The organism is Pseudomonas sp. SLFW, assembly GCF_009905615.1.
In the GTDB taxonomy this organism is placed as follows: Bacteria; Pseudomonadota; Gammaproteobacteria; order Pseudomonadales; family Pseudomonadaceae; genus Aquipseudomonas; species Aquipseudomonas bambusae.
Map to the genome: position 1 here is coordinate 340,552 of NZ_JAAAKW010000001.1, position 25,305 is coordinate 365,856.

A 25,305-nucleotide genomic window follows, 5' to 3' on the forward strand; every position below is an offset into this window, starting at 1 on the left:
TGGAGACCGCCCCATGTTCGCTGCTCGTTCCGTCCTGATGTTCGCCCTCCTGCCTGTTTTCGCGGGCTGTCAGTTGCTGCCCTCGCACACCGAGCCAGCCTCGGTCTCCAAGGCCGGCATGATCCGCATGCAAGGCACGCTCAGCGGCGATAACGGCAAACTGTTTTTCGAACCCTGCAACGAACAACGTCGCTATGCCGTCACTGACAAAGGCAACACCGGCGTGCTGCAGGAAGCCGCCTCCGTGGTGGACAAAAGCGGCAAGGCGTTCGCTGATGTGCGCGGCAACTTCGTCGCAAGTCGGGCGCAGGGCAGTGACGGACAGGCCGATGTCTACCAGCTCTATCGCGTCGAGCGCCCGAACGGTGCCTGCGAAGATGCCAACTTCAAACGCCTGACCATTCATGCCAGCGGCAACGGCCCGAAATGGAACCTCAACGCCAGCGGCAAGGGTCTGGTGCTCGAACGTGAAGGCATGGAGCCATTTGCCGTGCCGTATCTGGAAGAGCAACTGCCAGAGGGCCGCTTCAATCTGGTGACCGATGCCAACGACCAGCATGTCGAGCTGTACGTCGCCCCGCAGCGCTGTGTTGACCCGGCCAACGGCTCGGTGCAGCACCTGACGGCCGAGTTGCGGGTCAATGGCCAGGTACGCCGTGGGTGTGCGTATTTCGGGGCCATGCGCAACGACTGACGCGCCAGCGATACCCAAACCTGTAGGAGTGAGCTTGCTCGCGATAGCGGTGCGTCAGTCAATGGTCATGTGGCTGAAATACTGCTATCGCGAGCAAGCTCACTCCTACAAGGACAATGTGGCTTATAATCGCCGGTTCTTGTAACGCTGCCGGGCCGATCCTGCGGCCCGAAACCGGACCTTTCAATGTTACGAATCACCGAACTCAAACTGCCGCTGGACCACGCGGACGAAGCGCTGCGTCCTGCGCTCTTGCAACGCCTGGGCATCGACAGTGCCGAGCTGCTGAATTTCACCCTGTTCAAGCGCAGCTACGACGCGCGCAAGAAATCCAGCGAACTGCAATTCATCTACACCATCGACTTCGAAGTCCGTGACGAGGCCGCGTTGCTCACACGCCTGAGCCACGACAAACACGTCACCCCGGCCCCGGACGTCAGCTACAAAGTCGTTGGCCATGCCCCGGCTGATCTGGCTGAGCGGCCCTTGGTGGTCGGTTTCGGCCCGTGCGGCATTTTCGCCGGGCTGCTACTGGCCCAGATGGGCTTCAAGCCGATCATCCTCGAACGCGGCAAGGAAGTGCGTCAGCGCACCAAGGACACGTGGGGCTTGTGGCGCAAGAACGTGCTCAACCCCGAATCGAATGTGCAGTTCGGTGAAGGCGGCGCAGGCACGTTCTCGGACGGCAAGCTCTACAGCCAGATCAAGGACCCGAAATTTCACGGCCGCAAAGTGCTGCACGAGTTTGTGAAAGCGGGCGCGCCGGAAGAAATTCTGTACGTCAGCAAACCCCACATCGGCACCTTCCGCCTGACCGGCGTGGTGGAAAACATGCGCCAGCAGATCATCGCGCTGGGCGGTGAAGTGCGCTTCGAACAGAAGGTCACCGACGTGCTGATCGAAGACGGCCAGTTGCAGGGCGTCATGCTGGGCAACGGCGAGCGTATCGACTCGAAACACGTGATCCTCGCGCTCGGCCACAGCGCCCGTGACACGTTCCGCATGCTGCACGGCCGTGGCGTGTACATGGAAGCCAAGCCGTTCTCGGTGGGCTTCCGCATTGAACACCCACAGGGCCTGATTGACCGTGCGCGACTGGGCAAATACGCCGGTCATCCGAAACTCGGCGCCGCCGATTACAAACTGGTGCACCACGCGAAGAACGGCCGTTCGGTCTACAGCTTCTGCATGTGCCCGGGTGGGACCGTGGTGGCCGCGACGTCTGAGCCAAATCGCGTCGTCACCAACGGCATGAGCCAGTATTCGCGCAACGAGCGCAACGCCAACTCGGGCATCGTGGTCGGCATCACCCCGGACGAAGATTATCCGGGCAGCCCATTGGCCGGTATCGAGCTGCAAGAGCGGCTGGAATCCCACGCCTACATCATGGGCGGCGAAAACTACGAAGCCCCTGCGCAGTTGGTCGGTGATTTCATCGCTGGCAAGGCCTCGACTCAACTGGGCGAAGTCGAGCCTTCCTACAAGCCCGGCGTGAAACTGACTGATTTGGCAGACGCCCTGCCCGCCTTTGCCATCGAAGCCATCCGTGAAGCGCTGCCCGCGTTCGACAAGCAGATCAAAGGCTTCTCGCAGCACGACGCAATACTGACAGGCATCGAAACCCGCACCTCGTCTCCGCTGCGCATCACCCGTGGCGCGGACATGCAAAGCCTCAACGTAAAAGGCCTGTTCCCTGCCGGTGAAGGCGCGGGTTACGCCGGTGGGATCATGTCGGCAGGTGTCGACGGGATTCGCATTGCCGAGGCGTTGGCCAAGAGCGTGTTGGGGATTGTTGATTAACCGATAGCGCCCTGTTCCCTGAGGACGCGGTATCACCTGTAGGAGCGAATTCATTCGCGAAAAATGTGTCAGGCGATAGAGATGTACTGTCTGTACTGGCAAATCGCGAATGAATTCGCTTCCACAGAATCATGCGTGTGAGACAACTCCGAAGTTTTCGTTCAAAAATCAGAAAATTCCTACAACCCACACCCCTCAAGCCTCGCAGCATCTTGTAACTAAAATTACAGATCTGTTGTATACAGGTTTTATATCGATTTTTAATAACAAAATCGAATATAACTTTTGTTTTCAGACATAAGAACACAGGGTACGGTGTCGCTCCTTTTGCGCATGTCCATGGAGAGTGACCTTGCCCGTCCGCAATACATTCAAACGTTTCTTCCAGCTCGAAGCGGCTGGCGGTCTGTTGTTGATCGCTGCGGCTGCCTTCGCCCTGATCATCAATAACTCGCCGTTGTCCTGGCTCTACAACGGTTTTCTGGACGTGCCCGTCGTCGCACAGATCGGCGCCTTGAAGATCGCCAAACCCTCACTCCTGTGGATCAACGACGGCCTCATGGCGCTGTTCTTTCTGTTGATCGGGCTGGAGGTCAAGCGCGAAGTGATTCAGGGGCACCTTTCTCGTCCCTCGCAGATCGTTCTGCCGGGTGCTGCCGCGATTGGCGGCATGGTAGTGCCCGCGCTGTTCTACTGGGCGCTGAATCAGGACAATCCCGCAGCGCTGGGTGGGTGGGCGATCCCCATGGCCACCGACATTGCCTTCGCCCTTGGCGTACTGGCCCTGCTCGGCAAACGCGTTCCGGTGTCGCTCAAGCTGTTCCTGATGGCCCTCGCGATCATTGATGACCTGGGCGCAATCATCGTCATCGCGCTGTTCTATTCGGGTGAATTGTCCACGCTGTCCCTGACCTTGGCGGCAGCCTCCATCGCGTCGTTGATCGCGATGAACCGGCTGGGTGTCGCAAAGCTCGCGCCGTATCTGCTGGTCGGATTGGTGCTGTGGGTCTGCGTGCTCAAGAGCGGCGTACACGCGACGCTGGCGGGGGTGCTCCTGGCGTTCTGCATTCCATTGAAGACCCCGAAAGACGTGCCGTCTCCCTTGCAGCAGCTGGAACACACGCTGCATCCATGGGTGGCTTACGGCATCCTGCCGTTGTTCGCGTTCGCCAATGCGGGGGTGTCGTTGAACGGCGTGACTCTTGAGAGCTTCACCCATCACGTGCCCTTGGGCATCGCGCTGGGTCTGCTGCTGGGCAAGACGCTGGGGGTGTTTGGCTTGACGTGGCTGGCCATCAAGACGGGCATGGCCGCCTTGCCCACCGGCGCAAACTGGGGTCAGGTGTTGGGGGTGTCGATTCTGTGTGGAATTGGCTTCACCATGAGCCTGTTCGTGGGCTCACTGGCGTTCGTGCCAGGGCAAAGCGAGTTCGCCGGGATGGACCGCATGGGAATCCTCACCGGCTCAATACTCGCCGCGATCATCGGCTATGGCGTAACGGCCTTGGCCAGTCGAAACGTGTCAGCTGTCGGCACTCAGGCCAAGGCCTGAACGAAAACGCCCCGACAATGCGGGGCGTTTATTTTGTTAACGGGTGTTACATAAACCCTGCTTCCAGCTGTTCAGCAGGGAAACTCCCTCAGTGGGCAACCCGGCTGGTGCCGTTGACGGTCATGATACGAACACGCTCACCGACCCGGAAAATCTCGTTTTCCTGAACCTGCTGAACATAAGCGCGCATGGTGCCGTCATCTTCACGCACGGTGATTTCAACGCCTTGGGCACGGGTCAGGCCTTCTTCCGTCATCGAACCGAGCAGGCCACCTGCCACAGCACCGATCACGGCTGTAACGATGCTGCCGCGACCGCCGCCAATGGCGCTGCCGCCTACACCGCCCACGATTGCACCGGCGCCAGCGCCGATTGGGGTCTTGGTCCCTTCGATCTTCACAGGACGCAGGGATTCGACAGTGCCCAAACGCACGGTCTGAACCTGGCGAGCTTCATCGCGCGAATACGAGTCGCCGGTCAGGCTCGAAGTACAGCCGCCCAGCGTCAGCGCCATGGCGGTGAACGAAGCAACCAACAGAACAGACTTACGCATAACATTTGCCTCCAAGGGAACAGGTAGCCATTAGACTCCCCGGCACCGAGCGGTGTCACGGGCCTGTTCCGGTAATTTACGTTTATTCAGGCGCTATACAGATTGTCGCCACGTCTATGAGTATGGACGACGGCCCGTTGGATAGATTCAAAGAGTTGCGGCCCGCGCCGCCAAACCGTCAGGGCGCCAGACGCTCGCGCGTCCACTGCCCATCGACCAGACGGTAATTCAGGCGATCGTGCAAACGGCTCGGACGACCTTGCCAGAATTCGATGCGATCCGGCACCAGTCGATAGCCTCCCCAGTGATCAGGACACTCCGGTTGCGTGTCGCTGAAGCGCGCTTCGGTGGCTTTTAGCAAACCTTCCAGCGCTTCACGATCTGCAATCACCTGGCTTTGCGGCGACGCCCATGCACCCAGGCGACTGCCCAGTGGGCGGACCTGGAAATAGGCGTTGGATTCTTCGTGGGAGACCTTGGCAACACGACCTTCGATACGCACCTGGCGCTCCAGGGTCGGCCAGAAGAAGGTCATGGCAGCGAAAGGCCGGGCTTCCAGCTGCTGACCTTTCGCGCTTTGGTAATTGGTGAAAAAGGTGAACCCTTGGGCATCCAGCCCTTTGAGCAACAGGATTCGGCAGTGAGGGCGACCGTCTGCGTCGACAGTCGCCAGTGTCATGGCATTGGCTTCGACAGGCGCTTGCTCGGTCTTCACCGCTTCGTCGAACCATTGACGGAACAACAAAAAGGGTTCTGCCGGCGCCTGCGATTCGGTCAGACCCTCGCGAGCGTAGTTACGACGCATATCAGCCAGATGCTGGCTCATCACTGCCTTCCTTAATCGGTATCCGGAAACGGGACACCGATATTACCCTCAGTTGGCACTCGCTTGGGCGTCCGCAGCCGGTTTCTTGGCCGCTGCTTTTGCTGGTGCAGGCTTGGCCTTGGCGGGTGCTGCTTTCTTCACCGTGGCTTTTTTCGCGGCAGGCGCTTTGGCAGCGGTCGCCTTCTTCGCAGGCGTTGCGGATTTAGCCGGCGCGGCGGCCGCTGGAGCAGGCGCTACGGCAGGCTTGGCTTGTTGCTGCACGGCCACCAGCGTCGGGGACGGCGGCAGGTTGTACTTGGCCATCAGCGCGACCATGGTGTCCTGCGGCGTCATGATGATTTCGACACGGCGGTTCAGTGCACGACCCGCAGCGCTGTCATCCGCTGCACGAGGCATCACCGCCCCCATGCCGCGCAGGTTCAGACGATTACGCTCAAGACCGCTCAAGCGGAAGATCGCCGCGACCGACTGGGCGCGCTGCTGGCTGATTTTCAGGTTGGTGTCGCTGGCAACATCGCTGTGCCCCAACACCAGAATCGCGGTTTTCTGATCGCCTTCGACGACCTTGGCCATGCGGGTGATCGGGCCAAGGTTGATCGGCAGCAGCATTTCCGGACGATCCGGATTGAAGGTACTGTCCACGGGCGCAGTCACGACCAGCACGTCTTCACGGCGCTCGAACTGGAATTTGCTGTCCTTGATCGCTTCGCGAACTTTTGGCTCGTACTGGTCGAGCCAGGCCTGGGTGACTTTCGGGTCAACCTTGGGAATGGCAGGCGCTGCGTCTTTCTTCGCCTCGCTGGCGCCGAACGGCCACCACCACTTGCCACCATCGTCAGCTTTCGCGACGTCCGGCTTGGCGGCAGGCTGAGTGGCGGCCAGTGCAGGCTGCTTGTCGGTCTTGCCGTGGTCAGAACCGAACGGCCAGTACCAGTGCGAGCCACTCTCGGCTTCGGTTTTGGCCACTTCAGCGACCGCCGGGCTGGGTGCTGGCTTAACAGGTGCGGCGTCTGAGCCTTTGCTGGAGCCGAACGACCACCAGTGATCGTTGCTGGCCGATGAATCCTGAGGGGTTTGTGCGCAGCCGGTAACGGCGAGGCACAAGGCAAATGCGAGACTTTTATTGGCAGACATGATGACTCACACAAATAATTGATCAGAAAATGAACGAAGCAGCGCTCATATAACACGCATAAACGCCGATTTGGAAAAGGAAACCGCTCTACGGTTCCGATATGAGCGGTTTAACTGACAGTCGGTAGAACAAGCACTTATCGCCGATAGTTATTGCAAACACTCACCAAGCGTCCGAACCAGACCTTGCGCGCGCGGGTCCATCAGCACATAGGGGCCCAAGGTGTTGGTGACGAAGCCAAAGGCCACATCACGCTCGGGGTCGGCGAACCCTACCGACCCTCCCGCGCCCGGATGACCGAAGGATTTCCCGCCCAGCCCGAACGTGGCATTGGGCACGGTTTGCTGATCGAGCATGCAGCCCAACCCAAAACGTGTCTGGGTGAGCAGGGTCTTGTCCTGACCGATGCTGTGCTCGCGGGTCAGCTCGTTGATCAGGTCGGCTTCCAGCAGGCTGCCGTCAAGCAGCGCGCTGTAAAAACCGGCCAGACTGCGAGCGTTACCGTGGCCGTTGGCAGCCGGTTGTTGCATGCGTCGCCACTCGGGTTTGTTAGTGCTGGTCATCACCGACGGCGGATTGGTGAACGCTCGGGCGGTCATTGACGTAGGTTCGCGCATCGTCGTCTGAACCAGACGCTGAGCAGCCTCGTCACCCATGTTGCCCTTGCCCCGCGCGATGTGTGCGACGCGATGGAATTCCTCGTCCGGCAGGCCCACATGGAAATCCAGGCCCAACGGTCGCGTGATGCGCGCAGCGATGGACTCACCCGGCCCGCGTCCGTCGGCGCGACGAATCACCTCGCCCACCAGCCAGCCGTATGTGATCGCCGCATAGCCATGGCCCTGCCCCGGCGTCCACCAAGGCTCCTCGGCCGCCAACGCCTCAGTCATGGCCGGCCAGTCGTAAAGCGCTTCGGCCGGCAGCAAGTTGCGAATGGCTGGAAGCCCCGCCTGATGGCAGAGCAACTGGCGCAAGGTGATCGACTGCTTGCCCGCCGCCGCAAACTCGGGCCACAGGCGCGACACTGGTTCATCCAGATTCAGCTTGCCTTCACCCACCATCTGCAGGGCAGTGACAGCGGTAAACGTCTTGGTGCAGGAGAACAGGTTGGCAATCGTGTCGGTGTGCCAGGCCTGCGCGCCGTCCTTGTCTGCCGTGCCCGACCACAGATCGAGAACAGTCTCTCCGCCAATCTGCACGCAGAGTGCCGCGCCGCGCTCCTGAGGATCGTCGAACAGCGCCGCAAACGCGTCGCGCACGGCTTCGAATTGAAGCTCGAAATGACCTTGAATCTGCACGGTGTCACGCTCCGGCTCGGCTGCACAAAAAGGCGTGCATTGTTCCAGCGATTGGTGGATTTGGGAACCGCGCTGCACCGTCAGACGCACAGCACGGGCTGTAGGGGCTGAGGCAGGCGACACCTTTCAGACCCTTAGGAAATTTCCCGTCGAAACGGCGGCAGTGCGTTGAGGATGGCTTTGCCGTAACGCTGGGTCACGACGCGCCGGTCCAGCAGCGTGATGATGCCGCGGTCTTTCTCGGTGCGCAGCAGACGCCCGCAGGCCTGAATCAAACGCAACGAGGCATCGGGCACGGCGATTTCCATGAACGGATTGCCACCCCGCGCTTCGATCCATTCCGCCAGAGCCGCTTCGACCGGGTCGTCGGGCACCGCGAAGGGAATCTTCGCAATGACCACGTGTTCGCAGTAGGCACCGGGCAGGTCGACCCCCTCGGCGAAACTGGCGAGGCCGAACAGCACGCTCTCATCGCCGCCGTCGACCCGCGCCTTGTGCTTGTTGAGGGTCTCTTGCTTGGACAGGTTGCCCTGAATGAACACCCGCTTGCGCCAGTCGCGTTCAAGCCCGTCGAAGACTTCCTGCATCTGCTTGCGCGATGAGAACAGCACCAGCGTGCCTTTGGAGCCTTCGACCAGATCCGGCAACTCGCGAATGATCGCAGCCGTGTGTTCCGCGGCGTTGCGCGGGTCCGCCTTGAGGTCCGGGACCCGCAAGACACCGGCATCAGCGTGATGAAACGGGCTTGGCACCACGGCCGTGACTGCATCTTTGGGCAGACCGGCGCGCATGCGGTAGCGGTCGAACTTGCCCAAGGCGGTCAGCGTCGCGGACGTCACCAGCGCGCCGTAAGCGACATTCCACAGGTTGCGACGGAGCATTTCCGCCGCCAGGATCGGACTGGCATTGACTTCGATGTCGAACAGCGAACCGCTGTCGGCCAACGTCAGCCAGCGCGCCATAGGCGGGCTGTTTTCCGGGTCTTCGGCGGTGAATGCGGTCCACAGCTCCCAGTTACCATGCGCCCGCGCCAACAGGCTGCCGAACAACGGATACCACTCCTCCGCCTGATGGCTGGCTATGCCGATGTTGACCTCGCCGTCCATGCCTTCCTTGAGGAGTTCAGTGAGGCGGGTGAACAGGTCGTCGAGCCGCGCAAAACCCTTCTTCAGCTCGATGCCCATCTCGCGCATGTGCTCGGGCACCACGCCGCCAACGAAACGATGGCGAGGACGCTCACGGCCTTCCATGTCTTCGCCGGCTTTGAAATCGGCCAGTTGCTCGCAGGCGGTGAACATGAATTGTTGATGGGTTTTGATCTCGCGGGCCAGCTCCGGCACCTGCTCGATGAGCTTGCCCAGATCGCCGGGCAGCGGGTGCTGAGCCAGCAATTTGGTGAGGTTTTTGGCGGTCTGTTCAAGCCAGTCGGCGGTGGACCGCAAACGGCTGAAATGGGCGAAATGGCCGATCGCCTTGTCAGGCAGGTGGTGGCCTTCGTCGAACACGTAGAGCGTGTCGCGGGGATCGGGCAGGACGGCACCGCCACCCAGCGCCAGGTCGGCCAGCACCATGTCGTGGTTGGTCACGATCACGTCGACTTTTCCCATGCCTTCACGGGCTTTATAGAAGGCGCACTGCTGAAAGTTCGGGCAGTGCCGGTTGGTGCATTGGCTGTGATCGGTGGTCAGTCGTGCCCAGTCCTGATCCGCGAGTTCCTGGGGCCAGCTGTCGCGGTCGCCGTCCCACTTATTGCCTGCGAGCTTTTCGATCATGGTCGTGAACAGTTTCTGACTGGCCTCGTCGACCTCGATCTTGAAGCCTTCTTCCTCGAACAATTGTGCCGTGGCGCTTTGTGCGTTGCCTTCCTGCAACAACACGTCGAGCTTGGACAGGCACATGTAGCGCCCTCGCCCCTTGGCCAGCGAGAAAGTGAAGTTCAGGCCGCTGTTGCGCATCAGGTCGGGCAGGTCCTTGTGGACAATCTGCTCCTGCAGCGCGACGGTGGCGGTCGCAATGACCAGCCGTTTGCCCGCCGCCTTGGCTGTGGGAATCGCGGCGATGGCGTACGCCACCGTCTTGCCCGTACCCGTGCCGGCCTCAACCGCAACCACCGCAGGGTCACCCGTGCGGCGCCCCTCTTCATCGGTGTCGATGTCCCCCAGCACCTTGGCCACCTCGGCAATCATCAAACGCTGGCCGTAGCGAGGCTTGAGGCTTTTGGCTTCGAGGAAACGCGAATAGGCGCCCTGAATCTGGGATTTGAGTTCGGTACTGATCATGGGCTGGGTCGTTGGCTCGGCATCGCAGGGTGACAGGTGAAAAAACCGCTGGATAAATTATCAGTGGTTGCAGCGGGCGGCTATCATACCGCGCTAAATCCTTCTGCGCAGATCGGAGTTGTCGATGTCACCTGTAGCCTTTGTCTACGTACTGCACGTATTTTCTGCCGTCCTGTGGGTAGGCGGGATGTTTTTCGCCTGGATGATTCTGCGACCAGCGGTCATCGCCGCCCTGGAAGGCCCGGCCCGCCTGAAGCTGTGGGTGCAGGTATTTCCGCGTTTCTTCGTCTGGGTGTGGTGCGCGGTGATTATGCTGCCAGTCACCGGGATCGGCATGATCAACATTAACTTCAGCGGCTTTCAGACCGCGCCTCGCTACGTGCAGGTCATGATCGGGCTGTATGTGGTGATGGTGGCGTTGTTTCTGCGCATTTCAACGCTGAACCTGCCGAACCTGCGCAAAGCCGTCGCGGCGGAGCAATGGGCCGACGGTGCCGCTGCGTTGGGTGGAATTCGGCGGTTGGTGGGGATCAACCTGATCGTGGGGATTGCCGTGATTGCCATTGCGGCGGCACGGCCCGGGTTTTGACTGTCTCGCTAGCCTGCAGACGAACGGTGTGGGAGCGCATTCATTCGCAAATCGAGTTTGCTGGCGGTACATCCCGGTCGGATGTACCGCCCTCTCGCGAATCAATCGCTCCCACAGTGAATTGCGGGGTGGCGTTACAGCTTGCGAACGCTGACCGAGCCCGCTGGCCCGGTGGCCCCAGTCTGGCCTTTATCGCCGTTCTTGCCTGACTTGGCGCCATCGGCACGGTAAACCACGCAACCCTTGGAGGCGCCGCCCTTGCCACCGCGACCGCCCTCGCCGCCTGCGCCACCGGCACCGCCTTGCACGTTCACCTTCACGCGGTCGTCCGGAAACGCCTGAGGCAGCTCCAGTCGCACTAAAGCGCCCGGTGCGCCGTCACGGCCATTGCCGCCGTTGTCGCCGTCATAACCCCGGCTCGCCGATCCCCATGTGCAACCAGGGTCCTGGCCATTGCCACCGTCGAGACCGACATACCCCGGAGAACCTGCGCCGCCGCGCGCATCAATCGACAAGACGTCAGCACTCAGTTGCTCAATGCGCACGTTCAGGTTGCGACCCGGCAGCGGCGATTTCTGGAAGGTCCCCGGTGCACCACGGGCGGTGATTTGAGCGCCAGAGCCCAGGTTGCCCTGTTTGACGTCCAGCTTGAACGGTTCCGCGCTTGGCACGATGGCGATGCGCGACTCATGCCCCATCACCAACTGACCGACCTGCACTTCGACCAGACCTGCCGGGATCAGCAAGGTGCCGTAATCGGCCACGTCCAGACGATCCAGCTTCAACACACTGGCGTTGCTGGGCAGGCGCATCAGCGAATGCGGCTCCACCGTGAGAGCCTGGGCCATCACCAGAGAACTGCTCAGGGCCGACAGCAGGCTCGCCGTCATCAGTAACGTGTTACGCATGGTGAACCTCTGCCTGGCGGCGACCGAAGGATTGCAGGTGAAAAATACCGAAAATCAAAATCTGCAAGCGGTCGGACCACGGATGCAAACGCCCCCGCAGGCTGCCGTTGAAGAAAAACAGTTCCATCACATGCGTCAGCAGCAAGAGGCTGCCCGCCAGCTTGAGCAACATACCGAAAGGAACCGGCAAAACGGCGGCCTGACTGACTAGCACCACCGCCCAGAACCCCAACGTCAAGACTTTACCCAACCCCCAAACCACCTTCATGACACGCCCCTGCTGTATTTTTATTGCTGTGCCGAAAAAGCTTTGCGCACAGTACGGCGACGGGAGCGACTATGCCAGAGGATGTTGCCAAATGCCGCAGGTTTGAGAGGTCATCAAGGGATCTTCATCCGAGAATGGATCTGGCGTTCGATCAAGATGTCCCGTGGGAGCGAATTCATTCGCGAAAGGGGGTTTAGACGATAGAGATGCGGCGGTCATGCGCGCCCTTCGCGAATGAATTCGCTCCCACAGTCAGGGCCGTGTGCATGCCTCGAAAGCGCTGTCTTTTCCGGGACTCATCAACCTATCAATCCCAAAAAAGAAAACCCCGACACAGCGGTCGGGGTTTTCTTACTAACACCGAGTCAATCAACGATTGATTTTGATCTCGACACGACGGTTCAACGCACGACCTTCAGCCGTTTTGTTGTCCGCTACCGGACGGGCTTCGCCATCGCCTTCAACCGACACGAACGAACTGCGCGCGATACCCGAGCTGATCAGATAATCCGTGACCGAATGCGCACGTTTTTCCGACAGCTTCTGGTTGTAGGCGTCGCTGCCCACGCTGTCCGTATGGCCACTCACGTGCAGCTGCACATTCGGCGCCTCGGTTTTCAGCTTGGTCGCTACCATGTCCAGCTGTTGTTTGTCGCCTGGGGTCAGGGTTGCTTTGTTGAACTCGAAATGCACATCACGGATCGTGATCACTTCTTCCTTAGGCAGCACGACCGGGGCAGCCGCTGGCTCAGGCGCCGGGGTCACGATCGGGCAACCCGTCGCATCCACTGGCGTACCTTTCGGCGTGTTCGGGCACTTGTCGACGCTGTTCAGCACGCCATCGCCGTCATCATCGCCGTCGCCGTGAGCGTAGCAATACGCGCCGGCCATCACGCCCACTGCCGCGCCGAAACCCGCCGCCACCGAAGCGGACTGGAAGGCGCCGATCGCGGCACCACTCAGCGCGCCACCGGCAGCACACAGAGGCCAGTCGGTCTTTTGCAAGCCGGCACAGCCCGTCAATACACTGGTAACCAAAATCAGAGGTAACGCTGTCCGAATCATGCTCATACAGTTCTTCTCCTTTGGTATCGGCTAAAACCGACTGAAATGCAGTAAAGACGTCGCTGGGGCCATTTGCCACCCTAAAACCGGGGGTTTCTTGGTTTTCAGCGCACTATGTGGCTTGTTCTTTTACAAATAGCCTTTTGCCTTCACTCCGTACGCTTTGTCATGGCGACGCAGAAAAAAGTTCAGGCACTAGGCCATAAAGATTCGGCGCGCTAACCTTGCTGGCTTGATCGAGGGATTCAGATGACCGACAGTTTCTCCACCCGCACGCCCCAGCAAGCGCTCGCCGCCCTGCTCGACCGCTATGCACCCAAGCGTTTGTTGCTGATTGGCGCGACGACTTTTCCTGCGCTGCAAGCGTTTCAGGATGCCCATCCGGACACCGAACTGACGCACGCCGCGCCAGGGGCATTGCCCTCTGAAGTCGCCCGTCAGCGTTTTGATCTGGCGCTGGCCGTCGATTGCCTCGAACACCTCCCCAAACGCGCGGGTCTGGAATTGCTCGGCGGCATTCGCAACCTCAATGCCAGCCGCATCGCCGTGCTGGCGGACATGACGGCCTGCGGATGGCAAACCACGGATTTCTATTCGCTGGCCTTGCAAGCGAGTGAACGCTTCGCCCGGGACGAGCAGGTGCTGACGCTGTTCACCTACGACCTGCGGGAATACAAACAGGTGCCGGACTGGCTGAACGCGAAGTTCTGGGCCAACCCGGAAAACTTTGGCAAATATTGGTGGTGAGACCTGCATCATGAGCAGTGCAATTTGTCCCTGTGGCAGCGGCGACCTTCTGGATGGCTGCTGCGGTCGCTATCACGCGGGGCTGCCCGCGCCGTGCGCCGAGGCGTTGATGCGCTCGCGGTACAGCGCTTATGTGTTGGGTCTGGTGGATTACCTGCTGGACACGACGTTGCCGGTACAGAAAAACAGCCTGGACCGCGACTCGATTCAGCAGTGGAGCGCGCAAAGCACGTGGTTGGGGCTTGAGGTGGAAAGCGCCGAGTTACTGGGCGGCAAACCCGAGCACGCGTTCGTCACCTTCACCGCACGCTGGCATGACGCGACAGGCGAACACAGCCATCGCGAGCGCTCGGCGTTCGTGCAGAACAATGGCCGCTGGTACTTCATCGACCCGACCGTGCAACTCAAGGCCGGTCGCAACGACGCCTGCCCGTGCGGGAGTGAGCAGAAGTTCAAGAAGTGCTGCTCGGCCTACATGGCCTGAAACGCGCGGTCTTCTGTAGCCGTCCGGATTGCCAGGCTGCTACAGGGTTTGAACTCACGCGAGCTTCAGGTGAGAAATATCCGGCACGATCACATGCTCAACGTGCTTCGCCTGCCCCATGTCACTTCCGGCAGGCGCGAGGCTCAGCCCGGACAAATCCAGCCGAGGCGCAACCGGCGCCGCTTTCGGGTCCTGCACGTTGCGCCCCAACTCCGACAGTCCGAAGTCCGGCGCTTCGACATCAACGAATGCCGCCATGTAGACATCCCGAGGTTCAAGCTTCGAGGTCTTGCCGGACGTGCCTTCAGGGCCGGATGAAGCACGTGGGCCCCGACGCGTCCAGGTGGGCTCATCCGGGGGTGGTGCCAGCTCGACTTCTTCCACCTCCATCGGTTGAGGCTGCGGCTCACGCTCGGGCTCGGCCTGAACCTGCCCCGCCATTTCCACGACCTCAGGCAACGCCCCTGCCCGTTCCAGCGTGGAACGGTATTTTTCCGCACCGGCCTGGTCGAGATTATTCTTCAGCACCAGACGTCGACCGGAGAACAGCAGCGCGATGCGCTGCGCGTCGGCCTGAAACAATTTGGCCAGGTTGGCTTGGACCCGGTCCAGTTGTGCACCCGGTACCAATTGGCCGGAAAAAACGATTTCGTACAGCTTCATGGGTCAATACTCCTTCGACACATGGCGTGAGTATGGCGCAGGCTTTGTGGAACAGCGAGTTGCCCTGAAATGGCCACTTGCTAGACTGCAAGCCGAACAGGGAGTGAACCCATGGTGTTTCAGGCAAGCATATTCAGAGTCTTCGCCCTTTTCGTGGCGCTGGCGGTGTCGGGCTGCTCGACGTTTTCCAGCAGCGATGTCAGAGACCCAGACGTCAAACTGCTCAAGGTGGACGTGGTCAAGGCCAGGTTACTCAAGCAAGACATGAAACTGCGCTTTCGCATCGATAACCCCAACGACTCCGATCTGTGGGTACGAGGGCTGCGATATAAGGTCATTCTTAACGACATCCTGATTGCGGACGGCGAATACAGCGACTGGTTCATCGTCAAGGCCAACGGCCACAAGAACTTCTCGGTGCCGATCCGCACCAACCTGTGGGAACACCTCAAGGATGTCACCCGGATGCTCGGCAAGCCCAAGCAGCCTATTCATTACCGACTGGAAGGCAAGCTCAAGACCGGATTTTTATTCGGAGACAGCGTGCGTATTGGTCGCGATGGCGACATAATTCCCGGCGATTTGATTCCGGAGTAGCCCCATGAGCAACCAACCCCACGTGCATGGCCCTGATTGCGACCACGATCACGACCACCACGACCACCATCATGACCACGGTCACGTGCACGGCCCGCACTGCAACCACGAGCCTCAAGAGCCTGTGCGCAACGCGCTGAAGGACGTGGGCCGCAATGACCCGTGCCCGTGCGGCAGCGACAAGAAATTCAAGAAATGCCACGGCGCTTGAGGGTCGCTCTGACTTCGCAGCATCCGCTGTAGACGATCTGTTGCCGAGCAAGGTTTCTGTGGGAGCCGGCTCGCTGGCGAATGAGGTCTGTCAGACTGCCTATCCGTAGCTGACCCACCGCCTTCGCGAGCAAGCTCACTCCTACAGGGATTCGCGAAGCTGCCTAAGTTTGAAAAATCCTGAAATAAACTCCCTGCCCCCGCTTGCGTGGCGCCTGCCTGCTCTCTAACGTAGCGCGTTTCCAAACGCCTACCCCCGCAGGAGCTACAACATGGCCTCGCCCGCCCATTCATCCCTGAAGTCGCGACTCAGCACAGCCGCTGCCATGTTGGGGCTGTTGAGCCTTGCAGGCTGCCAGCTGGGCGGAGAAGACCGTGACAACCTGCCGCCCACCAGCGGCGTCTACGCCATCAAAGGCCTGGCGCAAAACGTGTCCGTGCGGCGCAATAACCTGGGCATGCCGCTGATCGAAAGCAGCACATTCCACGATGCGTTGTTCACCCTCGGCTATGTCCATGCCAGCGACCGCATCTCACAAATGGTGCAAATGCGCCTGTTGGCTCAGGGCCGCCTGTCGGAAATCGCAGGGCCCGGCGCGCTGGACCTGGATCGCATGATGCGCGCTGCCAATCTCAAGCAAACGGCGGGCGATCTGTACAACGCCTCGTCGCCGCGCTTGAAACGCTTCTTCGAGGTGTATGCACGCGGGGTCAACGCCTACCTGTTCCGTTACCGCGACAAGCTGCCGTCCGACCTCGCGGATGCGGGCTACAAGCCGGAATACTGGAAACCCGAAGACTCGGCGCTGATCTTCAGCCTGCTCAATTTCAGTCTGTCGGTGAACCTGCAGGAAGAAATCTCTTCGCTGGTATTGGCGCAAAAGGTCGGCGCGGACAAGCTCGCCTGGCTGCTGCCGACGTATCCGGACGAGGAGCTGCCGTTCGCTGAAGCTGACAAGCTCAAGGGCTTGAACCTCGGCAGCCAGATGCCGGGCCTGAGCGATTTGGACAAGGCCGCGTTGCAACTCGCCGACCTCAACCTGCTGGGCGTTTCAGCGTCCAACAACTGGGTGATCTCGCCGCAACGCGCCCGTGCAGGCAAGAGCCTGTTGGCCACCGACAGCCAACTGCCGGCCACGCTGCCGTCGATGTGGAATTTCGTGCAGATTCGCGCACCAAAATATCAGGCAGCGGGCGCGACGGTCGCGGGTCTGCCGTTAGTTCTGTCGGGCTTCAACGGCAAGTTGGCGTGGGGCATGGGCCCGGCCATGGGCGACAATCAGGACCTGTTCCTCGAAAAGCTCAAGCGTGAAGGCAATCGCCTGATGGTCATGGCCGACGGCAAATGGGTCGCGGCAGGCGCTCACGAAGAAACCTATTTCATCAAGGGCCAGAGCCCGGTTCGTGAAGCCGCGTACGAGACCCGTCACGGCGCGCTGCTCAACGGCAGCTCGGCGCAAGTGGCCAACGGCCTGGGCATCGCCTTGCAGACCCCGACAGCCAAGGATGACAAATCCCTCGATGCGCTGTTCGACCTGACCCGCGCACAAAACGTCGAGCGTGCCTTCGACACGACGCGGGAGATTCGTGCGATCACGCTGAACATGGTCTTTGCCGACGCCACCAACACCGGCTGGCAAGTCACGGGACGTTACCCGAACCGCCGCGAAGGCCTGGGCCTGATTCCGTCGCCGGGCTGGGAAGGCCGTTACGACTGGGACGGTTACGCCGACGCGATGCTGCATCCCTATGACCAGGACTCGCAGCAAGGCTGGATCGGCACCGCCAATCAGCGCACCGTGCCAAAAGGCTATGGCATGCAGCTGTCCAATTCCTGGGATTACCCGGAGCGGGCCGAGCGCATTGCCGAACTGGCCAACAGTGGGAAGCAGGACACCCGCAGCACCATCGCCATGCAGTACGACCAGACCACGACCTTCGCGGCCAAGCTGAAAAAGATGTTCGAAGCGCCGGGCATGTCCAAACCGCTGAAGCAGGCCATTGACGCCCTCCCCCCGGCTGACCGCGACAAGGCGCGGGAAGCGTTGAGCCGCCTGATGGCGTTCGACGGGCGTCTGTCGCCGGTGTCGAGCGATGCGGCGATTTACGAGCTGTTCCTGCAAGAAAGCACGAAGCAGATTTTCCTCGACGAACTCGGCCCGGAAAGCAGCCCGGCGTGGAAAGCGCTGGTGCAAAGCGCCGACCTTTCCTACTCGCCACAGGCCGATCACCTGCTGGGGCGTGAGGACAGTCCGTACTGGGACGACGTCAAAACGCCGCAGAAAGAAGACAAACCCGCCATCCTGGCGCGCAGTCTCGCCGCCGCGATCACCGCCGGGGAAAGCCAGTTGGGTGGCGACCACAAAGCCTGGCAATGGGGCAAGTTGCACCAGTACGCCTGGACTTCGCAAAGTGCGCAGTTGACCGCAGCGTTGGGCGGCAGCAAGGCCAGCGTGATCAAGGGTCCGATGGCAGCGGGCGGCGACCACACCACATTGAACGCGTCGGGCTTCCATTGGGGTCAGGACTTCAACGCAGCGGTGATTCCGGCCATGCGCATGATCGTCGACTTCGCCCAGCAAGAGCCGCTGATGGCGCAAAACGCCGCAGGCCAATCCGGCAACCCGTCCAGCCCTTACTTCGCCAACGGCATCGACCCGTGGGTGAAAGGTGTGTACATGTCGATTCCGATGCAGCCTGAGAACCTGGAGAAGGTGTACGGCAAACAGCGCTTGACCCTGACGCCGGGGAAATAAGGCCTCCCTCTCACAGTAATGGTCGGTTGCGCTCGCATGATCGGGCACGCCGCCATACCTGTGGGGGCGAATTCATTCGCGAAGGCGGCGGCAAATCCAAAACATCTCTATCGCCTGAACCTCTTCGCGAATGAATTCGCTCCCACAGGGGGGTTGCGGCGTGTCTGAATCCTGCGAACGACACAATCCCGCCTGCCCCATGGATCAACGGTGCGCCTATGATTTGGCGACAACCCCACTGCTCCAGAAAACAAACCGAACTTCCCCCAATCCCCACCGCTCTACCTGACAAGCCCCCCATCCGGTCAAATCCATGGACCTTGTCATTGCCCGCCCCGAAGGCCTTTATTGCCCGCCGGGGGATTTCTACATCGATCCCTGGCGCCCGGTCGAACGCTCCGTCATCACCCATGGCCACGGCGATCACGCCCACACCGGCAACCAGCACTACCTGGCCGCCGCCCCCGGCGAAGGCATTCTGCGTTCGCGACTGGGTCAGGACATCAACCTGCAGACCCTGCAATACGGCGAATCCATCACCCACCACGGCGTGAAACTGAGCCTGCACCCCGCCGGGCATGTGCTGGGTTCAGCTCAGGTCAGGCTGGAATACAAAGGCGAAATCTGGGTCGCATCGGGGGATTACAAAGTCGAACCCGATGGCACCTGCGAACCCTTCGAACCCGTGCGCTGCCACACCTTCATTACTGAATCCACCTTCGGCCTGCCGATCTATCGCTGGCAGCCGCAGTCGGAAATCTTCACCGGCATCAACGACTGGTGGCGCGCCAATGCCGCCGTCGGCAAGGCCAGCGTGCTGTTCGCCTACTCCTTCGGCAAAGCCCAGCGCGTCCTTCACGGCATCGACCCGAGCATCGGCCCGATTCTGGTCCACGGCGCTGTTGAGCCGTTGAACCGGGTGTACCGCGCAGCCGGTGTGCGGATTCCTGAAACGCAATACGCGGGCGACTTCAAAAAAAACGATCCCGCCCTGCGCCAAGCCCTGATCGTCGCGCCGCCTTCCGCAGGCGGCAGCACCTGGATGCGTCGGTTCGGCGACTTCAGCGACGCCTTTGCCAGCGGCTGGATGATGCTGCGCGGCACCCGTCGTCGGCGCGGCGTGGATCGCGGCTTCGCCCTCTCCGACCACGCCGACTGGCCCGGCCTGCTGTGGGCCATCGAGAACACCGGCGCCGAACGGGTGATGGTCACCCACGGCTCGGTGGCGGTGCTGGTGCGCTACCTGCGCGAACTGGGGCTCGACGCCCAGGGCTTCACCACCGAATACGGCGACGAGGAAGACGATGCCCCCGCCAAGCCGGAAACCGCGTCAGAGGAGGCGGCCTCATGAAGGCCTTCGCCGAACTCTACGGTCTGCTGGACGCCACCACCTCCAGCAACGCCAAACTCGCGGCCATGCAGCATTATTTCGCCCATGCCGCCCCGGAAGACGCGGCGTGGGCGGTCTACTTTCTGTCCGGCGGTCGGCCTCGGCAACTGGTCCCGACACGCCTGTTGCGCGAACAGGCAATGCTGCTGTCTGGCCTGCCCGAATGGCTGTTCGAAGAAAGCTATCAGGCGGTGGGCGATCTGGCGGAAACCCTTTCGCTCTTGCTGCCGCAAGCCGAACACAGCTCTGACGAAGGCCTTGCCCTGTGGATGGAAAACAAGCTTCTGCCCCTGCGCGGCCTGCCCCCTGAAGAACTGCTGGAACGGCTGCCGACGTTTTGGGCGCAGCTGGATCGTCAGAGCCTGATGGTCTGTTTGAAGCTGATCACCGGCAGCTTTCGCGTGGGCGTGTCGAAACTGCTGGTCACGCGCGCCCTCGCCGCGCTGGCCAACATCGACAGCAAGCGTGTGGCGCAACGGCTGGTGGGGTACACCGACCTGTCCCATCGCCCCAGCGCCAAAGGTTATCTGAAGCTGATCGCCGCAGAGTCTGAAGATGAACACGCTCAGCGCGGCGGCCAGCCGTACCCGTTCTTCCTCGCTCATGCGTTGCAGCAGCCGGTGGACCAATTCGAAACCCTGCTTGGCCCCGTCGAACGCTGGCAGGTGGAATGGAAGTGGGACGGGATTCGCGCACAGGTGGTCAAGCGCGAGGGACGGCTGTGGATCTGGTCCCGAGGCGAAGAGTTGGTCACCGATCGCTTTCCCGAATTGCACATCCTTGCGCAATGCCTGCCCGATGGCACGGTCATCGATGGCGAAATCGTCGTGTGGAAAGCGCCCACACCTACACCGGAAACGGATGACGACTTCAAGTTGAACACACCTGCCCCGGGCACGCCCAATGAAGAGACGCCTTCGGTCCAGCCTTTCGCGCTCCTGCAACAGCGCATCGGTCGCAAGACCCTGGGCAAGAAGATCCTTGAAGATGTTCCGGTGGTGGTGCTGGCCTATGACCTGCTGGAGTGGGAGGGCCACGATAGGCGCAGCCGCCCGCAACATGAACGGCGTACGCAATTGGAGCAGGTGATCGCCGAGGCGCGCAGCCCGGTGCTGATGCCGTCTCCAGTGCTCAGCGGCAAGGACTGGCTCGATCTGGGCCAACAGCGCGAGGCATCCCGCAGTCTCGGTGTCGAGGGCATGATGCTCAAGGCCCGGGATTCCTTGTACGGCACCGGCCGAACCAAGGACATGGGCGTCTGGTGGAAGTGGAAGATCGACCCGTTCAGCGTCGACGCCGTGCTGATCTACGCCCAACGCGGCCATGGTCGGCGCGCCAGTCTGTACAGCGATTACACCTTCGCGGTGTGGGACGGGCCGCCGGAATCCAGCGAGCGCACGCTGGTGCCGTTCGCCAAGGCCTATTCCGGGCTGACTGACGAAGAGATGCGCAAAGTCGATGCAATCATCCGCAAGACCACGGTGGAAAAATTCGGCCCGGTGAGAAGTGTTACCCCGACCCTCGTTTTTGAGCTGGGGTTCGAGGGCATTGCGCTGTCGAAACGCCACAAGAGCGGGATTGCGGTACGGTTCCCCCGCATGCTGCGCTGGCGACTGGACAAGCCCGTGGCCGAGGCTGACAGCCTGGCGACGCTGCAGGATTTGCTCGCCTGAGCACCAACATGGTGCGTACCGCCCTCCAGGCATGCCCTTTCTAGCAGCACGGATTGCCAGCGTTGATCTATCCGGGATCGCTACCGACAGCGGGCGGACTGCTACGAATCTAAGCAGCCTGTCGACGGCGGCCGCTGCGCCATGGAAAACAGGAATTTTTACCGCGCCCTTTTCGGTCGTTTCGGCTACTCTCCCCCTGCCTCCGGCGCCCTGAAAAAAGACAAGAGATGGCTCAAAGTCATCATTGCGACAACTCCGTACATTTAAAACGCACGTTCGTCTCTTTGGTTCGGAAATTGCTATCTTTTTGCGGTCTGGCACCTGCCGGTAGCAAGCCTTCGCGTGTTCCCAACGCTCAATTTGGTTTTAAGGACTGAACGATGAAAAAAGCATGGCTGACCCTTTCCGCACTCGCCATCTGTCTGGCCGCTGGCAACGCAATGGCCAAGGAATACAAGGAGCTGCGTTTCGGCGTCGATCCTTCGTACGCGCCCTTCGAATCGAAAGCCGCTGACGGCAGCCTGGTAGGCTTCGACATCGATCTGGGTAACGCGATCTGTGCTGAACTGAAGGTCAAGTGCAAATGGGTCGAGAGCGATTTCGACGGCATGATTCCTGGCCTGAAAGCCAACAAGTTCGACGGCGTGATCTCCTCCATGACCGTGACCACAGCGCGCGAGAAAGTCATCGACTTCTCCAGCGAACTGTTCTCCGGCCCGACCTCGCTGGTTTACAAAAAGGGTTCCGGCATCTCGGCTGACACCGCTTCGCTGAAAGGCAAGACCGTCGGTTACGAGCAAGGCACCATCCAAGAAGCCTACGCCAAGGCCGTTCTGGACAAGGCTGGCGTGAAAACCCAGGCCTACGCCAACCAGGACCAGGTTTACGCTGACTTGGTATCGGGTCGTCTGGACGCTTCCGTACAAGACATGCTGCAAGCCGAACTGGGCTTCCTGAAGTCGCCACAAGGTGCTGATTACGAAGTCAGCAAGCCAATCGACGACCCACTGCTGCCAGCCAAAACGGCCGTCGGCATCTCGAAAGGTAACAAAGACCTGAAAGCGCTTTTGGATAAAGGTATCAAAGCGTTACACGACGACGGCAAGTATGCCGAGATCCAGAAAAAGCACTTCGGTGATCTGAATCTGTACAGCGGTAAATAAGTAAACTAACGCCCATCGACTTCAGAGGTCATCCGAATCCCCCTCTGATATCGATGGGCGTTTTTATTGACTGTATAGGTTCCACATGCTCGATACTCTCCTGCAAAACCTGGGACTGTCCGCGTTCAGCCTCAAGGGCTTCGGCCCGTTGCTGCTTCAGGGCACCTGGATGACCGTCAAATTATCGGTAATGTCGCTGCTGCTGGCCATCGTGCTTGGCTTGCTGGGCGCCAGTGCCAAACTGTCGAAAAGCGCCGTGCTGCGCGTTCCGGCGCAAATCTACACCACGCTGATTCGGGGCATTCCCGACCTGGTGTTGATGCTGCTGATCTTCTACAGCCTGCAAACCTGGCTGACGAGTCTGACCGAAATCATGGAATGGGATTACATCGAAATCGATCCCTTCGCCGCAGGCGTCATCACCCTGGGCTTCATCTATGGTGCGTACTTCACCGAGACGTTCCGTGGCGCGATCCTCGCCGTGCCCCGTGGACAGGTCGAAGCCGCCACGGCCTATGGCCTGAGCCGCTCTCAGCGGTTCCGCTTTGTGGTCTTCCCGCAGATGATGCGCTTTGCCCTCCCCGGCATCGGCAACAACTGGCAAGTGGTGCTCAAAGCCACGGCGCTGGTGTCGATCATCGGCCTGGCTGATCTGGTCAAAGCGTCGCAGGACGCCGGCAAAAGCACGTATCAACTGTTCTATTTCCTGGTGCTCGCGGCATTGATCTATCTGGTCATCACCAGCGTCTCCAACTTCGCCCTGCGCTGGGCCGAACGGCGTTACGCCGCTGGCAGCCGGGAGGCTCAACGATGATCGAATTGCTGCAAGAGTACTGGCGCGCCTTCCTTTATACGGATGGGCAGAACATCACCGGGCTGGCCATGACGATGTGGTTGCTCAGCGCGTCCATCGCCATCGGCTTCATCGTGTCGATCCCGCTGTCCATTGCTCGCGTGTCGCGCAATCCGCTGGTTCGCTGGCCGGTGCAGTTCTACACCTACCTGTTCCGGGGCACACCGCTCTACATCCAGTTGCTGATCTGCTACACCGGCATTTACAGCATTGCCGCCGTACGCGAACAGCCGATGCTGGGCGCGTTCTTCCGTGACGCGATGAACTGCACCATCCTCGCCTTCGCCCTCAATACCTGCGCCTACACCACCGAGATTTTCGCCGGTGCGATTCGCAGCATGAACCACGGCGAAGTCGAGGCGGCCAAGGCTTACGGCCTGACCGGCTGGCGCCTGTACACCTACGTGATCATGCCGTCGGCGCTGCGTCGTTCGCTGCCGTACTACAGCAACGAAGTGATCCTGATGCTGCACTCGACGACGGTGGCCTTCACCGCCACGGTGCCGGACATCCTCAAGGTGGCCCGCGACGCCAACTCCGCGACCTTCATGACATTTCAGTCGTTCGGCATCGCTGCGCTGATCTACCTCACGGTCACGTTCATTCTGGTGGGCCTGTTCCGCCTGGCCGAGCGCCGCTGGCTGGCCTTCCTCGGCCCGTCTCACTAGGACCTGCCCATGCGACACCAGACTCATGACTTGCTGTCGCCGGTGCCAGGCACTGCGCGACAGATTCACAGCTTTCATTACGGCCCTGAAAACGGCGCCTGCAAGATTTATATCCAGTCCTCTCTGCACGCCGACGAACTGCCCGGCATGCTGGTGTCGTGGTATTTGAAGCAGCGCCTGGCCGAGCTTGAAAAGGCCGGGCAACTGCTCGGGGAAATCGTCATCGTGCCGGTCGCCAATCCGACCGGGCTGGAACAAGTGCTGATGGACATTCCGCTGGGCCGCTACGAGTTGGAAAGCGGACAGAACTTCAATCGCTGGTTCGTCGATGTCGCGCAACAGGTGGGCGATGAAATCGAGCCGCTGCTGAACGACGATGCCGAACGCAACGTCAGGCTGATCCGCACGCACCTGCGGGCCGCCCTGGTCGCCCGCACTGGCGCCACTCAGCTGGAATCGCAACGCCTCGCCTTGCAACGACTGGCCTGTGATGCGGACATGGTGTTGGACCTGCATTGCGATTTCGAATCGGTGGAACACCTGTACACCACGCCGGAAGCCTGGTCGCAGGTCGAGCCGCTGTCCCGTTATCTGGGCGCGCAAGCCAGCCTGCTGGCCACCGACTCGGGCGGACAGTCGTTCGACGAGTGCTTCACGCTGGTCTGGTGGCAGCTGCAACAACGCTTCGAAAAGCGCTTCCCGATTCCATTGGGCAGCTTTTCGGTGACCCTGGAATTGCGCGGTCAAGGAGACGTGAATCACGCCCTTGGCAGCCGCGACTGTCAGGCGATCATCAGCTACCTGATGCATTACGGTGCGATTGCCGGAGAGCCGGTGGCGCAACCCGAACTGATTTATCCGGCGACGCCTCTGGCGGCGGTCGAACCGGTTGCCACGCCTGTCGGCGGCCTGCTGGTGTTCTGCACCTTGCCGGGCGAGTACGTCGAAGCGGGGCAACTGATCGCTGAGGTCATTGACCCGATCAGCGATGACGTGACCCCGATCCACGCGGCCAACGCCGGCCTCATGTACGCCCGCTCCTTGCGACGCATGGCAACCGCCGGCATGGTCATCGCCCATGTCGCCGGTACCGAGCCCTTCCGCAGCGGCTACTTACTTTCTCCTTAAGGATTG

The 25,305-nt window shown here is 60.7% G+C and carries 24 protein-coding genes; 15 read left to right on the plus strand and 9 right to left on the minus strand.

The features are described from left to right. Window positions 1-13 precede the first annotated feature (13 nt). The 3 genes from GVN17_RS01330 (at window position 14) to nhaA (ending at window position 4,046) form a co-directional block, all read left to right on the plus strand. Window positions 14-694, plus strand: a complete 681-nt coding sequence (locus tag GVN17_RS01330) for a COG3650 family protein (protein WP_166593425.1) — start codon at window positions 14-16, stop codon at window positions 692-694. A 186-nt stretch (window positions 695-880) separates the two neighbouring features. Further along, on the plus strand, window positions 881-2,494 hold the full coding sequence (locus GVN17_RS01335; RefSeq protein WP_166593426.1) for an NAD(P)/FAD-dependent oxidoreductase: 1,614 nt from the start codon (window positions 881-883) through the stop codon (window positions 2,492-2,494). Between the two features lie 352 nt (window positions 2,495-2,846). Next, window positions 2,847-4,046: a Na+/H+ antiporter NhaA gene (gene nhaA / locus GVN17_RS01340; RefSeq protein WP_166593427.1), complete on the plus strand. Its 1,200-nt coding sequence runs from the start codon at window positions 2,847-2,849 to the stop codon at window positions 4,044-4,046. 88 nt (window positions 4,047-4,134) lie between these two features. Here the strand turns inward: nhaA and GVN17_RS01345 are convergent, their stop codons facing one another. The 5 genes from GVN17_RS01345 to dinG all read right to left on the minus strand — a co-directional run bounded on the left by GVN17_RS01345 (window position 4,135) and on the right by dinG (window position 10,137). Further along, window positions 4,135-4,599 (minus strand): glycine zipper 2TM domain-containing protein, encoded by a 465-nt coding sequence (locus GVN17_RS01345; RefSeq protein ID WP_166593428.1) that lies wholly within the window; start codon window positions 4,597-4,599, stop codon window positions 4,135-4,137. A gap of 178 nt (window positions 4,600-4,777) precedes the next feature. Further along, window positions 4,778-5,425, minus strand: a complete 648-nt coding sequence (gene pdxH / locus GVN17_RS01350; RefSeq protein WP_166593429.1) for a pyridoxamine 5'-phosphate oxidase — start codon at window positions 5,423-5,425, stop codon at window positions 4,778-4,780. Between the two features lie 48 nt (window positions 5,426-5,473). Further along, window positions 5,474-6,559 (minus strand): OmpA family protein, encoded by a 1,086-nt coding sequence (locus GVN17_RS01355; protein WP_166593430.1) that lies wholly within the window; start codon window positions 6,557-6,559, stop codon window positions 5,474-5,476. 150 nt (window positions 6,560-6,709) lie between these two features. Continuing rightward, the gene (locus GVN17_RS01360) at window positions 6,710-7,858 is read right to left on the minus strand and encodes a serine hydrolase domain-containing protein (RefSeq protein ID WP_166593431.1); all 1,149 of its coding nucleotides are present in this window, start codon (window positions 7,856-7,858) and stop codon (window positions 6,710-6,712) included. A 134-nt stretch (window positions 7,859-7,992) separates the two neighbouring features. Further along, window positions 7,993-10,137 (minus strand): ATP-dependent DNA helicase DinG, encoded by a 2,145-nt coding sequence (gene dinG / locus GVN17_RS01365; protein ID WP_166593432.1) that lies wholly within the window; start codon window positions 10,135-10,137, stop codon window positions 7,993-7,995. A 124-nt stretch (window positions 10,138-10,261) separates the two neighbouring features. On the opposite strand from dinG, the gene GVN17_RS01370 reads away from it, so the two are divergent. Beyond that, entirely contained in the window at window positions 10,262-10,726 is a 465-nt protein-coding gene (locus tag GVN17_RS01370; RefSeq protein ID WP_166593433.1) for a CopD family protein, read from the plus strand. Between the two features lie 134 nt (window positions 10,727-10,860). On the opposite strand, the gene GVN17_RS01375 is transcribed toward GVN17_RS01370, so the two are convergent. The 3 genes from GVN17_RS01375 to GVN17_RS01385 all read right to left on the minus strand — a co-directional run bounded on the left by GVN17_RS01375 (window position 10,861) and on the right by GVN17_RS01385 (window position 12,973). Next, entirely contained in the window at window positions 10,861-11,634 is a 774-nt protein-coding gene (locus tag GVN17_RS01375; protein ID WP_166593434.1) for a collagen-like protein, read from the minus strand. Then, window positions 11,627-11,902 carry a DUF1145 domain-containing protein gene (locus tag GVN17_RS01380; protein WP_166593435.1) on the minus strand — a complete coding sequence of 92 codons (276 nt, stop codon included), beginning with the start codon at window positions 11,900-11,902 and terminating at the stop codon, window positions 11,627-11,629. Before GVN17_RS01380 ends, GVN17_RS01375 begins: the two co-directional genes overlap by 8 nt. A 369-nt stretch (window positions 11,903-12,271) precedes the next feature. After that, a complete protein-coding gene (locus GVN17_RS01385; RefSeq protein WP_166593436.1) occupies window positions 12,272-12,973 on the minus strand; it encodes an OmpA family protein in 702 nt (233 codons plus the stop codon). A gap of 243 nt (window positions 12,974-13,216) precedes the next feature. Between GVN17_RS01385 and GVN17_RS01390 the strand changes: the two genes are divergently transcribed. Beyond that, window positions 13,217-13,714 carry a DUF6231 family protein gene (locus GVN17_RS01390; RefSeq protein WP_166593437.1) on the plus strand — a complete coding sequence of 166 codons (498 nt, stop codon included), beginning with the start codon at window positions 13,217-13,219 and terminating at the stop codon, window positions 13,712-13,714. 10 nt (window positions 13,715-13,724) lie between these two features. Next, the gene (locus tag GVN17_RS01395; RefSeq protein WP_166593438.1) at window positions 13,725-14,198 is read left to right on the plus strand and encodes a YchJ family protein; all 474 of its coding nucleotides are present in this window, start codon (window positions 13,725-13,727) and stop codon (window positions 14,196-14,198) included. Window positions 14,199-14,252: 54 nt separating this feature from the next. On the opposite strand, the gene GVN17_RS01400 is transcribed toward GVN17_RS01395, so the two are convergent. Further along, a complete protein-coding gene (locus tag GVN17_RS01400) occupies window positions 14,253-14,861 on the minus strand; it encodes a hypothetical protein (RefSeq protein WP_166593439.1) in 609 nt (202 codons plus the stop codon). A 111-nt stretch (window positions 14,862-14,972) separates the two neighbouring features. Between GVN17_RS01400 and GVN17_RS01405 the strand changes: the two genes are divergently transcribed. The 9 genes from GVN17_RS01405 to GVN17_RS01445 all read left to right on the plus strand — a co-directional run bounded on the left by GVN17_RS01405 (window position 14,973) and on the right by GVN17_RS01445 (window position 25,299). Further along, window positions 14,973-15,458 carry an LEA type 2 family protein gene (locus GVN17_RS01405; RefSeq protein ID WP_166593440.1) on the plus strand — a complete coding sequence of 162 codons (486 nt, stop codon included), beginning with the start codon at window positions 14,973-14,975 and terminating at the stop codon, window positions 15,456-15,458. Between the two features lie 4 nt (window positions 15,459-15,462). After that, on the plus strand, window positions 15,463-15,669 hold the full coding sequence (locus GVN17_RS01410; protein ID WP_166593441.1) for an SEC-C metal-binding domain-containing protein: 207 nt from the start codon (window positions 15,463-15,465) through the stop codon (window positions 15,667-15,669). 271 nt (window positions 15,670-15,940) lie between these two features. Further along, entirely contained in the window at window positions 15,941-18,424 is a 2,484-nt protein-coding gene (locus GVN17_RS01415; RefSeq protein WP_166593442.1) for a penicillin acylase family protein, read from the plus strand. A gap of 313 nt (window positions 18,425-18,737) precedes the next feature. Then, a complete protein-coding gene (locus tag GVN17_RS01420) occupies window positions 18,738-19,775 on the plus strand; it encodes a ligase-associated DNA damage response exonuclease (RefSeq protein WP_166593443.1) in 1,038 nt (345 codons plus the stop codon). Beyond that, the gene (locus tag GVN17_RS01425; RefSeq protein WP_166593444.1) at window positions 19,772-21,487 is read left to right on the plus strand and encodes an ATP-dependent DNA ligase; all 1,716 of its coding nucleotides are present in this window, start codon (window positions 19,772-19,774) and stop codon (window positions 21,485-21,487) included. The genes GVN17_RS01420 and GVN17_RS01425 overlap by 4 nt, the downstream gene beginning before the upstream one ends. Before the next feature lie 380 nt (window positions 21,488-21,867). Then, the gene (locus GVN17_RS01430; protein WP_166593445.1) at window positions 21,868-22,650 is read left to right on the plus strand and encodes a transporter substrate-binding domain-containing protein; all 783 of its coding nucleotides are present in this window, start codon (window positions 21,868-21,870) and stop codon (window positions 22,648-22,650) included. An 85-nt stretch (window positions 22,651-22,735) separates the two neighbouring features. Beyond that, complete coding sequence (locus tag GVN17_RS01435) at window positions 22,736-23,464, plus strand: ABC transporter permease (RefSeq protein ID WP_166593446.1); 729 nt, start codon at window positions 22,736-22,738, stop codon at window positions 23,462-23,464. Further along, the gene (locus GVN17_RS01440) at window positions 23,461-24,171 is read left to right on the plus strand and encodes an ABC transporter permease (RefSeq protein WP_166593447.1); all 711 of its coding nucleotides are present in this window, start codon (window positions 23,461-23,463) and stop codon (window positions 24,169-24,171) included. Before GVN17_RS01435 ends, GVN17_RS01440 begins: the two co-directional genes overlap by 4 nt. A gap of 9 nt (window positions 24,172-24,180) precedes the next feature. Further along, window positions 24,181-25,299: a succinylglutamate desuccinylase/aspartoacylase family protein gene (locus tag GVN17_RS01445; protein ID WP_166593448.1), complete on the plus strand. Its 1,119-nt coding sequence runs from the start codon at window positions 24,181-24,183 to the stop codon at window positions 25,297-25,299. Window positions 25,300-25,305 lie beyond the last annotated feature (6 nt).